The organism is Micromonospora sp. NPDC002411 (assembly GCF_053592955.1).
The window spans coordinates 1-11,969 of record NZ_JBSFBM010000213.1 but is presented as its reverse complement, the minus strand read 5'-3'; the positions used below and the strand labels follow the sequence as shown (position 1 = coordinate 11,969).

Here is an 11,969-nt window from a genome sequence, read left to right as displayed (position 1 = left end):
CGCCGGCGGAGGTGTTCTCCGGGCTCGGCGTGATCTTTCTCTGCTGGCTGGTGGGCTCCGCGCACATAGTCCTGCTCAACAGTTGGGTCTGGGGACGGATCACCGGACGGCCGCGCGTGGCGCAGGCCCTCGAGGAGGAGCGCCGGATTCGCCGCCAGCAGGCGCGCAACCTGCTGCACCGCTACCCCTCGGCACGTCTGGAGTTCGCGATCGGCCGACCGGACCTGCCCCGCGCCTTCGACGACGGCGGGCTCGTCGACGTCAACGCCGTACCCGATCAGGTGCTCGCCACGCTGCCCGGGCTCACCGATGCGCAACGCCGGCAGGTGGCGATGGACCGGTGGGTACGCGGCCCGTACGGGTCGATGGAGGAGTTGGCAGCGCGTTGCCCGCTTCCGGTCGCGGCCACCGAGGCGCTCCGCGACGTCCTGCTCTTCCTGCCGGTGCACACTCCCGTGACGACGCGGTCGGAGCGTTTCGGGCCCCGTTGACCGTGGGGGTTCCCCGGCGACGGCTGGTAGAAATGCCGGATGAGCCACGATCGAGCAGCGGTACGGGAGCGGGCCGAGGCGGTGCTGCGCCGGCTGGCCGGTGACCACGCTCGGCTGCGCGAGGACCAGTGGCGGGCCATCGAGGCGCTGGTCGTCGACCGGCGGCGGGTGCTCTGTGTGCAGCGCACCGGTTGGGGCAAGTCGGCTGTCTACTTCGTGGCCACCGCCCTGCTGCGAGACGGCGGGGAGCACGGCCCCACGGTGATCGTCTCGCCGCTGCTGGCGCTGATGCGTAACCAGGTCGAGGCGGCGGCCCGGGCCGGCATCCGGGCCCGCACGATCAACTCGGCGAACCTGGACGAGTGGGACGAGATCACCGCCGAGATCCAGACCGGGGCCGTGGACGTACTGCTGATCAGCCCGGAACGGCTCAACAACCCGGACTTCCGTGACGGCGTACTGCCCAAGCTGGCCGCGACGACCGGGCTGCTGGTGGTCGACGAGGCGCACTGCGTCTCCGACTGGGGGCACGACTTCCGCCCCGACTACCGGCGGCTGCGCACGTTCCTCGCCGAGCTGCCCGAGCGCACCCCGGTGCTGGCCACCACCGCCACCGCCAACTCCCGGGTCACCCAGGACGTCGCCGAGCAGTTGGGCGACGCGCTCGTCCTGCGCGGCACCCTGGACCGCGAGTCGCTGCGCCTCGGGGTGCTCGACCTGCCCAGCCCGGCGCACCGGCTGGCCTGGCTCGCCGACCACCTGGATCAGCTGCCCGGCTCGGGGATCGTCTACACGCTGACCGTTGCGGCAGCGGGGGAGGCCGCCGAGTTCCTGCGCTCCCGGGGCTACCCGGTGTCCTCGTACACCGGGCAGGTCGAGGACGCCGACCGGCGGGCCGCCGAGCAGGACCTGCTCGACAACAAGATCAAGGCGCTGGTCGCCACCAGCGCGCTCGGCATGGGCTTCGACAAGCCCGACCTGGGCTTCGTCGTCCACCTCGGCGCGCCACCGTCGCCGATCGCGTACTACCAGCAGGTCGGCCGCGCCGGTCGCGCCGTGGAGCACGCCGAGGTCCTGCTGCTGCCCGGTGCCGAGGACGCCGCGATCTGGCGATACTTCGCCTCGCTGGCGTTCCCGCCGGAGCAGCAGGTCCGGGCCGTGCTGGCCGCCCTGCACACCGACCGCCCGCTCTCCACCCAGGCCCTCGAACCCCTCGTCGACCTGCGCCGGGCCCGGTTGGAGCTGATGCTCAAGGTTCTCGACGTGGACGGCGCGGTCCGCCGGGTGCGCGGTGGTTGGCTCGCCACTGGCGAACCCTGGACCTACGACGAGGCCCGGTTGCGCCGCGTCGCCGAGGCACGCACCGTCGAGCAACAGGCCATGCGGGAGTACGCGACCACGTCCGACTGCCGGATGCGGTATCTACGGGAACGCCTGGACGACACCGGGGCGACCGACTGCGGTCGGTGCGACAGGTGCGCCGAGCCCCTCTTCGCCGCCGACGTGTCGACGGCCGCTCTCGCCGCCGCGCAGACCTTCCTGGGCCGGCCCGGTGTGGAGATCGCCCCGAAGAAGCTCTGGCCGACCGGGCTCGACGCGGTGGGCGTACCCCTCAAAGGCCGGATCGCCCCCGCGGAGCAGGCCCTGCCGGGCCGTGCGGTCGGGCGTCTCTCCGACCTGGGTTGGGGTGGCCGGCTGCGGGATCTTGTCGGCCCGGAGGCGCCCGACGGGCCGGTGCCCGACGACGTGGCCGGCGCCGTGGTGGAGGTGCTGAAGGCGTGGGCGCACGGCGACGACCCGTGGCCCCGCCGGCCGGTGGCCGTGGTCGCGGTCGGCTCCCGGCGGCGGCCCCGGCTGGTCGGGTCGCTCGCCGAGCGGATCGCCGCCGTGGGCCGGCTGCCGCTCCTCGGCCAGGTCACGCCGGCTGGTGCGGGCGGCCCCGGTGGGCCGCGCGGCAACAGCGCCCAACGGGTACGCGCGCTGCACGACACCTTCACCGTGCCGACCGAGCTGGCCGACGCCCTGGCTGGCCTGGACGGCCCGGTGCTCCTCGTCGACGACCTGATCGACTCGGGTTGGACGATGACGCTCGTGGCTCGGGCACTGCGCCGGGCCGGCGCACCCGACGTGCTCCCGCTCGCCCTCGCCGTCGCCGGGTGACGCCCGCTTCGGTGCCGGTCGGTGGAGAAGTTCCCGGGCGGCGTCGAATGCGATCGTCGCCACGCCGTCCGGGCGTCGGTCCGGGTCGGCTCGGCGCGACGGTACCGTGGGCGGCATGACCGACCAGCAGCCCGACACCCGCGCCGCCTTCGACCAGGGGGTTCACGTGCTGGGTGTCGGCGGTGCCTGACCAGGTCTCCGCCGCGCCGGACCGGGCCACACTCCGGCTGGCCCTGGTGGTCGGCGGGTTGGTGCTGGCGGTCCTGCTCGGTTTCGGCCTCGGCCGGCTGAACGAGGGTGGCACCACCGCCGGCGTCCCTTCCCTGGCCGCCGAACACACCGACCCACCGGGCATCGGCCCGCACAACCACGGCACCGCCACGGGCACCGACCAGGGCGCGCCCACCGAGCCGGGTGGCCTGGCGGTCAGCTCGGCCGGGCTCACCCTGGTGCCGCTGTCCACCGACTTCACGGCCGGTCGCCCCGGTCAGCTCCGCTTCCAGGTACGCGACGTGCAGCGTCGGCCGGTCACCCGCTTCGCCGTCGTGCACGACAAGCCGATGCACCTCATCGTCGTACGCCGGGACCTGACCGGCTACCAGCACCTGCACCCGACCATGGCGGCCGACGGCACCTGGTCGGTGCCGTTGACCCTCGCGCAGTCCGGCGTCTGGCGCGCGTACACCGACTTCACCGTCGTCGCGGACACCGGCGCGCAGACCGCGGTGACCCTCGGCGCGGACCTGGTGGTGCCCGGTGACTACCAGCCTCGCCCGCTGCCGGGACCGGCCACCTCGACGACGGTGGACGGGTTCACGGTCGGCTACCAGGGCACCCCGCAGGCCGGGACGACAGTGCCACTGACCTTCCGGGTCGACGGCGAGGGCGGAGCCGCCCCGCTGGAGCGTTACCTCGGGGCGTACGGGCACCTGGTGGCACTGCGCGAGGGCGACCTCGGCTACCTGCACGTGCACCCGGAGCCGGAACTGCTGGACGGCCAGATCAAGTTCTGGCTGACCACCCCGGGGCCGGGCCGCTACCGCCTCTACCTCGACTTCCAGGTAGGCCCCACGGTCCACACGGCGGAGTTCACCCTCACCGTCCCCTAAAGCCCCACCCGCCCCTGCCGCCCCCCTTCGTTCCGTTGATCATGAAGTTATCGCCACTTTCCACGGCGCGTCGTGGCAATAACTTCATGATCGATGCTCGGGCTGGGTCGGCTGTGGCGGTCCGACCCGTTCCGGGCTGAGCCGGCAGATCCGCGCAACATCGGGGGATGTTGCTGCTTCCGGTGCGTTTGAGGCAGCAACATCCCCGATGTTGTGACGATCTCGGGCGTGGGCGTGGGGTTAGCCGGCGCGGCGGATGGGGCGGCGGGCCAGGTAGCGGAGCAGGTCGCGGATGTGGTGCTTCTCCTCGGCGGGGACCGTGGGATCGGCCAGCCGGTCCAGGATGGCGCGGACGTCCGCCTCGACGGGGCCGTCGTCGTGGCGTCGGCGGGGCGTGGGGCCGGCGTCGGGCAACCCGAGCGCACGGAAGGCCGCGGCGACCGGCAGATCCAGCGCGGCGCAGAAGCCGCGTACCTTCGCCAGTTCGGGATAGTCCTGCCAGTCACCAGCGAGCCAGCGGAACACGGTGGAGCGACCAACGCCCGTGTGTGAGGCAAGATCGGTCACGGTCCAGCCACGTTCGTCACGAGCGTCATCGATGGCGCGCCGGACGAAGCGGGCGAAGGCCATCTGTGGTGATACGTCGGCTGATGCCATCCCTGTGTGTCTTTCCCCCCTGCCGGAGCACCGGGACGATGCGCTTCCGAGGGTAGTACGCCCAAGGGCGGAAACAATTGACTGACCGCACAAACTGTCCCGTGAATGAGACTTTTTCTCCGGCAGCATGGTGCGGTCCGAAATTTGCACCGAGCGATCATCATCGTTGTTCCACTAAGCTCGGTGCCCGTCCCGGCCTGGCGTATCGCGCCTGCCGCCTCCGACCGCACCATCGCCGAGGAGCACCATGGCCGAACCGAGCCGCCCCCAGCCGTACCAGCCCGGTGCGGTGAGCCTCTTCTTCGTCGCCAAGGCCGGCGTCTTCGCTGCCGCTTTCTGGATCTGGCTGCTGGTCCTGGCGCTCCGCACCAGTTCCGCGACCGGTCTGCACGTGTTGGCCGCCACCGGCGCGATCACCACGACGCTGGTCGGTGTCGTGCTCGGTGCCCGGATGGCGTTGCAGCACAGTGCGGCCGTCCGGCACGCCGAGGTCAAGAAGCTGCTGGTGGACATCTCCTGGAACGCCTTCGCCGCGGCCGGTAACGCCGAGAGCGCGGGCAAGGTCGTCCCGTTCCCGACCGCTCCGGGAGACGGCGATCGGGCCGGCCACCGGCTCGGTGCCGACCGGGTGTCCGTCCTCGACGGCGGTGCCGGCGCCCGCGACCGCAGCGACCGCCGCCGTTAGGGCGTGTGTCAAAGCCCCTGGCCGGCCTGCGGCGGGCCCAGACGACGGCCGGCGGCGTTGGAGATGGGCTCGGATACAACACCGGTATCCAAGCCCATCTCCGCCTTGCCGGACCGCCGCCTGGACTCCGCCTCGGCACGACCGAGGACTTTGACACACGCCCTAGGCGAGCTTTTCGTCGTCGGCGGAGAGCAGGGTCTCCAGCCGAGGCGTGACCTGCCACTGGTCGACCAGCTCGCGGTACTCCGCACGCTGCGGTTCGGTCGGCCCGCCGCCGGTGCGGCGCGCACGGATCAGCAGGTTGCGCGGCGTGTGCTGGGAGTCCACGAACTCCACCACCTCGGCCCGGTACCCGTGCACCCGCAGCAACCCGGCGCGCAGCGCATCGGTGAGCACGTCGGCGAAGCGCTCGCGCAGGATGCCCTGCCGGGTCAGCAGCTCGTACGGGGACGGGGCCGGGTGGGCGCGGAGCTGCTTCGCCAGGTCGTGGTGGCAGCAGGGGGCGGCCAGCACCCAGCGGGCTTCCCAACGCACCGCGCGGGCCAACGCCTCGTCGGTGGCGGTGTCGCAGGCATGCAGCGCCAGCACCAGGTCGGGCGCGGGGTCGACGACGGCGTCGGCGATGGTGCCGGCCACGAAGCTGACCTGGTCGGCCCAACCCAACCGCTGCGCCAGCTCGGTGTTGCGCTGCCGCTGGTCCTCCCGGACGTCCACACCGATCAGGTGGACGTCCAGCCCGCGACCCGTCAGGTAGCGGTACGCGGCGAACGTCAGGTAGGCGTTGCCGCAGCCCAGGTCGACGACCCGGAGCGGACCGGTCAGGTCGTCGGGCAGGGTCGCGGCGAGGGCCCGCAGGAACGCGTCCACCTGGCGTCGTTTGGCCGCCGAGCCGCCGATCTCGGTGAAGATCGGGTCACCGGGATCGAGGAGGTATTCCTTGGCCCGGTCGTTCCCGCCCGGCGTCGCCGCAGCACGGGTGGTCGCGGCCCGGTGCACCTGAGCCTCGCCGGACTTGGTCACCCGCAGTTGGAGCGTCGCGTCGGCCGTCTCCACGTGCCAGTTGCCGAAGGGCTCGGCCAACAGTTCGTCGACCGCAACGGCGGCCTCCGCGCCGGGAGCGACGTTACGGGTGTACGGGCGAGCGCCGTCCGACGTGGCGATCTGGATGCGGGGTCCGGCCTTGAGCGTCACCGGCCGCAGCTCGGCCCGAACCATCGAGGGGCGGTGCCCACGGCGTCGTCCGGCGGCGACCGCCCGGGTCAGCGCGGGGTCGAGTAGCAGCGCCCGGACCTCGGTCAGGGCGGCGTCCAGTGGTTCCGGCATCGTTCCATCTTCGGCAGGTGGGGTGGGAAGGGAACATCCCCCGTACCGCGCGGGGCGGTGCGGGGGATGTCAGGTGTGGCTGCTGGTCAGTCGGCGGTCGCCTCGGCCGGCGTACCCGCACCGGAGCCGCCACCACGGCGACGCCGGCGGCGACGCGGCTTCGACGGCTCGCCGTCGGATGCGGCGGCCGGCTCGGTGGCGGCGGTCTCGGCGGCGATCACCGCGGTCGCCTCGCCCGCGACCACCTCGCCGGCCCGGCGACGACGCCGACGGCGGGGGGTACGGGTGCCTTCCTCGGTGGCGTCGGCCGCGGGTGCCTCGGCGACGGCCGGCGTGCCGGAGTCGGAGCGGTCACGGCGACCGTCGCCCCGACCACGGCGCTCGCCCCGCCCCTCACTGCGGCTCTCACCGCGTCGGGAACCCCGACCACCGCCGTCGCCCCGGCGGGAGCGCGTCGTCCCGCCCAGGTCCTCCTCGATCTCGGCGGACAGCCCGGCCCGGGTGCGCTCGGCCGTGGGCAGCGTGCCGCTGACCTCGGTGGAGATGTGCAGGTCGGTGTAGAGGTGCGGCGACGTGTGGTACGTCTCCGGCGGCTCCGGCATCTCCAGACCGAGGGTCTTGTCGATGATCCGCCAGCGCGGCATGTCGTCCCAGTCGACGAAGGTCACGGCCACGCCCGTCGCGCCGGCCCGGCCGGTACGACCGATCCGGTGGGTGTAGGTGTCCTGGTCTTCCGGGCAGTCGTAGTTGATCACGTGGGTGACGCCGGTGACGTCCAGCCCTCGGGCCGCCACGTCGGTGGCGACCAGAATGTCGATCTTGCCGGCGCGGAAGGCGCGCAGTGCCCGCTCGCGAGCGCCCTGGCCGAGATCACCGTGCACCGCGGCGACCGCGAACCCGCGGAAGTCGAGGTCCTCGGCGACCCGGTCGGCGGCCCGCTTGGTGCGGGTGAAGATCATGGTCAGTCCACGCCCCTCCGCCTGGAGGATGCGTGCCACCACCTCGACCTTGTTCATCGAGTGGGTGCGGTAGACCAACTGCTGGGTCTGCGGCGACGGACCGGTCTCGGCGGTGTGCCCGGCGTGGATCGTCATCGGCTGGCGCAGGAAGCGCCGGGACAGGGTGACGATCGGGTCCGGCATGGTGGCCGAGAAGAGCATCGTCTGCCGGTCTTCCGGAAGCATCGCGAGGATCTTCTCGACGTCGTCGAGGAAGCCCAGGTCGAGCATCCGGTCGGCCTCGTCGAGGACGAGGGCGTGCACCCGGTCCAGACGGAGGTGCTTCTGCTTCTGCAGGTCCATCAACCGGCCGGGGGTGCCGACCAGGATCTCGACGCCCTTGCGCAGCGCGTCGATCTGCGGCTCGTACGCCACGCCGCCGTAGATCGGCAGCACCCGGACGCCGCGCGTGCGGCCGGCGGCGGCCAGGTCCTTGGCGACCTGGATGCCCAGCTCACGGGTGGGGACGACGACCAGCGCCTGCGGGACACCGTCGCTTCCCTCGCCCGGCGCGAACACCCGATCCAACAGGGGTACGCCGAAGCCGAGGGTCTTGCCGGTGCCCGTGGGCGCCTGGCCGATCAGGTCGACGCCGCGCAGCGCGATCGGGATCGCGTACTCCTGGATGGCGAAGGCGCGGGTGATGCCGGCCGCGGCCAGAGCCTCGACGGTCTCGGCGCGGGCGCCGAGTGCGGCGAACGTGGGGGCCTCCGGTCGAACCGGGGCGGTGGGGGCCAGTTCCTGGCCGTCCATCAGATCTTGAGTCAACTCGCTCATCTGGATGTGGGGGTGCCCTCTCGTGGGTGCGCCCGTCATGTCCTCAGGGCGCGTTCGGTATGACGCGGGCCACACGGTCGGCGGCAGACTGCCGAGCCGGACCGGGCCGCACGCGCGCCGCGGGCTGAGCTTCGATCAGATCGGCGCCCACGGCAACTGCTCCATGCTACCTGAACAGGCATGCCCCCGTCCCGATTCCCTTCCCGCCACTCGCCACGCGGGGCAAGCAAATGTGACCTACGTCACGTCCGCCCGAGCGTTCGGATACGGGGTAGCCTGCGCTCGTGTCCACGCCGACCACCCCCGGTCCCGCCGTCGCCGATCTGCTGGGCCTGGTCGCCTTCGGCGAACTGCTCGCCTTCGAACGAATGGCCGGTGATGCACGGCTCGCCCCTGACCTGCGCCGGCGAGCCGCGCTGAACGAGATGGCCGCCGCCGAGATCGTCAACTACCGGCGTCTCGCCGACCGACTGGCCGCGCTGGGTGTGCCGCCGGAGGCCGCGATGGCGCCGTACGTCGAGCCGCTGCAGGCGTACCACGACTCGACCGAGCCTCGGGACTGGGCGGAGGTGGTCGCCAAGGCGTACGTCGGCGACGCCATCACCGACGACTTCATCCGGGAGATCGCCGACGCACTGGAGGAACCGGACCGGGCACTGGTGCTCGACGTCCTGCACGACTCCCGTTACGCCGAATTCGCCGCGGCCGAGATCCGGGCCGCGGTCGCCGACGACCCCCGGGTGGCCGGCCGGCTCTCCATGTGGGGGCGGCGGCTGGTCGGCGAGGCGCTGTCCCAGGCGAGCCGTGTCGCCACCGAGCGGGCCGCACTCACCACGCTCATCGCGCGGGACGACCGGGTCGACGTGCCCGGGCTGTTCGGCAGGCTCACCGCCGCGCACACCGCGCGAATGGCCGCCGCCGGGCTGAACAACTGACCGCCCAGCCGGTCGGGACCGGTCTGCGACGGTCGGGACCGGGGCCGGCCTGCGGCAGGTGGGCCGAACGCCGACCTGCCGCGATGGCCGGACCGGTCAGCGGACGGTGAAACCAACCGCCCGGGGCGACGCCTCGGCGATCTCGACGTAGGCGACCTTCTCGACCGGAACGATGACCCGCCGGCCCTTCTCGTCGGTCAGGGAGAGCGTGCCGCCGTTACCGGCGAAGGCGTCGGTCACGATCTGCTCGATCTCGGCCGGCGACTGCGCGCTGTCCAGTACCAGCTCGCGCGGCGCGTACTGCACGCCGATCTTGACCTCCACTGTGCCTCCTCAACTGGGGCGAAAGAACCGCCCTGCGAAGGCTATCCGATCACGGGGTCGACGGTCAGGCTGACTCACCTTGCAGCGGGAAGCTCGCGATGCCCCGCCACGACAGTGCGGCCACCAACGCCTCGGCCTCGGCCTTCGGCACCTGCCGGCCACCGGCCAGCCAGAACTGCGCGGCCGTCTCGGCGGCGCCGACCAGCCCGGAGGCGAGCAGTTCGGCGTGCGCCCGGCTCACCCCGGTGTCCGAGATGATGGTGTCGGTGATCGCCGCGATGCAGCCCTGCTCGACCCGCTCCACCCGCTGCCGCACCGCCGGGTCGTTGCGCAGATCCGACTCGAAGACGAGCCGGAACGCCTCGCTCTCGTGGTCGACGAAGTCGAAGTACGCGCGCACCGAGGCGCTGACCCGTTCCTTGTTGTCACTGGTGCCGCGCATCGCGTCCTGCACCTGAGCGACGATGGCGTCACAGTGCGTGTCGAGCAGCGCCAGGTAAAGGTCCATCTTCCCGGGGAAGTGTTGGTAGAGCACCGGCTTCGACACCCCGGCCCGCTCGGCGATGTCGTCCATCGCGGCGGCGTGGTAGCCCTGGGCGACGAACACCTCCTGCGCCGCAGCGAGAAGCTGCTTACGACGCGCGGAGCGGGGCAGGCGGGTGGGCCGGCCAGCGGTCTGTGCACCATTCCCCGCAGCGGTCATGGGATCCTCCGAGTTCTCCGTACGAGCCGGCATTTTCCCCCCAGACCGGCGAGGTCACTGACCACCGTCGTGGAAATGGCCCGCCGCTGTAACTTATCGCCACTCTCGGCACACGGTAGCCTCAGCGGGGGCGACCAAGGAGCGCGCGGTGAGTGAAACAGGGCAACCCGGAGCCGCCACCCCGGGAGAACACGGTGACGGAGCGGGTCAGCACGACGACCCGAGTCGTCCCGTCAGTGGGTGGGCGCCTCAGGCAGGTGGGTGGCCCCGAGCCGCCGACCGCGAGGATGCCCGGGAGCAGGCGCCGCGCTGGCAGCCCGACCCGGCTTCCGGCTGGCGTGCCTCCTCCACCCGACACGGCGACCTTCCGTCGCCCCTGGCCGGGTCGCCCGGCGACCCGGAGCCACCGGCTCGGGCCAACGGCCACCACGCCAACGGTGTCCGCCACCCGGACGACACCAACGGCGTCCGTCGCCCCGGTCTCGAACCGACCGGGGGACGTCCCACGCCGGTGAGCGCACCGCCCGGGCTGCCCGGCGAGGGGCGCCCCGAGGCGGCCAGCGACCGGTTGGTGGTTCCCGCGCAACGTCCCGTGCCGCCGGCGGAGCAGGGCGGCGGCGAGCCGGACACGGGCGCCGGTCCACGTTCCACAGCCGATCCCGCCGCCGCGCATCGCGCCCGTTGGGCCGAGCCCGGGCTGCCCACCTCGGCGCCGCCGGCCGTCCAGGTGCCGCCCGTCGGCACCGCCGCGTCGGGCTTCGAGGTGCCGCCCGGCTTCCATGCGCCGATCGCGGAACGGCTCGCGGCCGACGACCCGTCGGCCGCGTCACGCGACTGGCGGGACCCGCTGACGCCGGAGCCTCCGGCAGCGCCGGGGCGCACCCCGGGGCCGGACGCGCACGCCGAAGCGGCTGATCCGGGTCGCGGTGCTGAGCCGGGTCGCGGCGCCGAAGGCCCCCGCTCGGGAGAGACGCGCCGCGCCGGGGAGCCGCCGGCCGTCGAGCCGGACTGGTCGGGGCCGAGCTGGAACCGTCCGAGCTGGGACCGTGGTTGGGCACCGCCCTGGTCCCGGCAGAACGACGAGCCGGACGGCCCGCCGACGCGGGACGATTCCGCGTCCGGCTGGGTCGCCGATCCGGTCCAGCCATACGAGCCGGTACGGGCCGAGTCACCCCGCCCGTACGAACCGGTCCGCGCCGATTCACCGCGTGGGTACGAGCCCGCGCGAGGTGAGGCCGCGTCCGAATCCGCGCCGGACAACCCTGTCGAACCGGCCAGCGTGCCGCCGACCGCCCGCCCGTCCTGGGCTGCTCCGTCCGCTGCGCCACCTGCCGATCGTTCCCTCCGGTCCGTCGACTCGGACCCGTCCCCGACCAGCGGCCCGCCGGTGTCGTCGCCGGCACCGCCGCCCGCCGTGGGACGCCCGTCCTGGGCCGGTGGCCCGGCCCCGACCAGTGGGCCGCCGGCCGAGCGCCCGTCCTGGGCCGATGGTCCGACGCCGACCAGTGGGCCGCCGGCCGAGCGCCCGTCCTGGGCCGGGTCCGGGGCTACCAGTGCCTCCCGGGGCGACCGCCCGTCCTGGGCCGGCGGAGGCGATGCCGAACCGAGCAGCGCCGCACCCACCCGGCCGTCCTGGGCCGGGGGAGCCGACCCGGCGCCGACCAGCGCTCCGCCGTCCCGGCCGTCCTGGGCTGGCGGAGCCGATGCCGAGCCGACCAGCGCTCCGCCGTCACGCCCGTCCTGGGCCACCAGCCCGGCGTCGCCCGCCACACCGCCTCCGGCGCCTGCGGGGGCACCTCCCACGCTG

9 protein-coding genes and 2 pseudogenes are annotated in these 11,969 nt (G+C 73.2%); 6 read left to right on the top strand and 5 right to left on the bottom strand.

Annotated features, from left to right (window positions below; genetic code table 11):
- From ACWCO3_RS23155 to ACWCO3_RS23145, 3 genes and pseudogenes are all read left to right on the top strand, one after another.
- Positions 1–491: pseudogene (locus ACWCO3_RS23155) on the top strand (BTAD domain-containing putative transcriptional regulator); the annotation flags it as partial.
- Between the two features lie 39 nt (positions 492–530).
- On the top strand, positions 531–2,651 hold the full coding sequence (locus ACWCO3_RS23150) for a RecQ family ATP-dependent DNA helicase (RefSeq protein WP_450011967.1): 2,121 nt from the start codon (positions 531–533) through the stop codon (positions 2,649–2,651).
- Positions 2,652–2,833: 182 nt separating this feature from the next.
- On the top strand, positions 2,834–3,760 hold the full coding sequence (locus tag ACWCO3_RS23145) for a hypothetical protein (protein ID WP_145778835.1): 927 nt from the start codon (positions 2,834–2,836) through the stop codon (positions 3,758–3,760).
- 240 nt (positions 3,761–4,000) lie between these two features.
- On the opposite strand, the gene ACWCO3_RS23140 is transcribed toward ACWCO3_RS23145, so the two are convergent.
- Positions 4,001–4,417 carry a helix-turn-helix domain-containing protein gene (locus ACWCO3_RS23140; RefSeq protein ID WP_088987517.1) on the bottom strand — a complete coding sequence of 139 codons (417 nt, stop codon included), beginning with the start codon at positions 4,415–4,417 and terminating at the stop codon, positions 4,001–4,003.
- Positions 4,418–4,664: 247 nt separating this feature from the next.
- On the opposite strand from ACWCO3_RS23140, the gene ACWCO3_RS23135 reads away from it, so the two are divergent.
- Complete coding sequence (locus ACWCO3_RS23135) at positions 4,665–5,102, top strand: hypothetical protein (protein ID WP_145778836.1); 438 nt, start codon at positions 4,665–4,667, stop codon at positions 5,100–5,102.
- Positions 5,103–5,264: 162 nt separating this feature from the next.
- Here ACWCO3_RS23135 and ACWCO3_RS23130 read toward each other — a convergent pair whose 3' ends face one another.
- Together ACWCO3_RS23130 and ACWCO3_RS23125 are read right to left on the bottom strand one after the other, a co-directional pair.
- Complete coding sequence (locus tag ACWCO3_RS23130) at positions 5,265–6,425, bottom strand: class I SAM-dependent methyltransferase (RefSeq protein ID WP_358165268.1); 1,161 nt, start codon at positions 6,423–6,425, stop codon at positions 5,265–5,267.
- An 86-nt stretch (positions 6,426–6,511) separates the two neighbouring features.
- A complete protein-coding gene (locus ACWCO3_RS23125) occupies positions 6,512–8,200 on the bottom strand; it encodes a DEAD/DEAH box helicase (protein WP_450011964.1) in 1,689 nt (562 codons plus the stop codon).
- A gap of 284 nt (positions 8,201–8,484) precedes the next feature.
- On the opposite strand from ACWCO3_RS23125, the gene ACWCO3_RS23120 reads away from it, so the two are divergent.
- Complete coding sequence (locus ACWCO3_RS23120) at positions 8,485–9,135, top strand: ferritin-like fold-containing protein (protein WP_450011962.1); 651 nt, start codon at positions 8,485–8,487, stop codon at positions 9,133–9,135.
- A 96-nt stretch (positions 9,136–9,231) separates the two neighbouring features.
- On the opposite strand, the gene ACWCO3_RS23115 is transcribed toward ACWCO3_RS23120, so the two are convergent.
- Positions 9,232–9,459, bottom strand: a complete 228-nt coding sequence (locus tag ACWCO3_RS23115) for a DUF3107 domain-containing protein (RefSeq protein ID WP_030329796.1) — start codon at positions 9,457–9,459, stop codon at positions 9,232–9,234.
- A gap of 64 nt (positions 9,460–9,523) precedes the next feature.
- Positions 9,524–10,162: a TetR/AcrR family transcriptional regulator gene (locus ACWCO3_RS23110; protein WP_030489514.1), complete on the bottom strand. Its 639-nt coding sequence runs from the start codon at positions 10,160–10,162 to the stop codon at positions 9,524–9,526.
- A gap of 148 nt (positions 10,163–10,310) precedes the next feature.
- On the opposite strand from ACWCO3_RS23110, the pseudogene ACWCO3_RS23105 reads away from it, so the two are divergent.
- Positions 10,311–11,969: pseudogene (locus ACWCO3_RS23105) on the top strand (hypothetical protein); the annotation flags it as partial.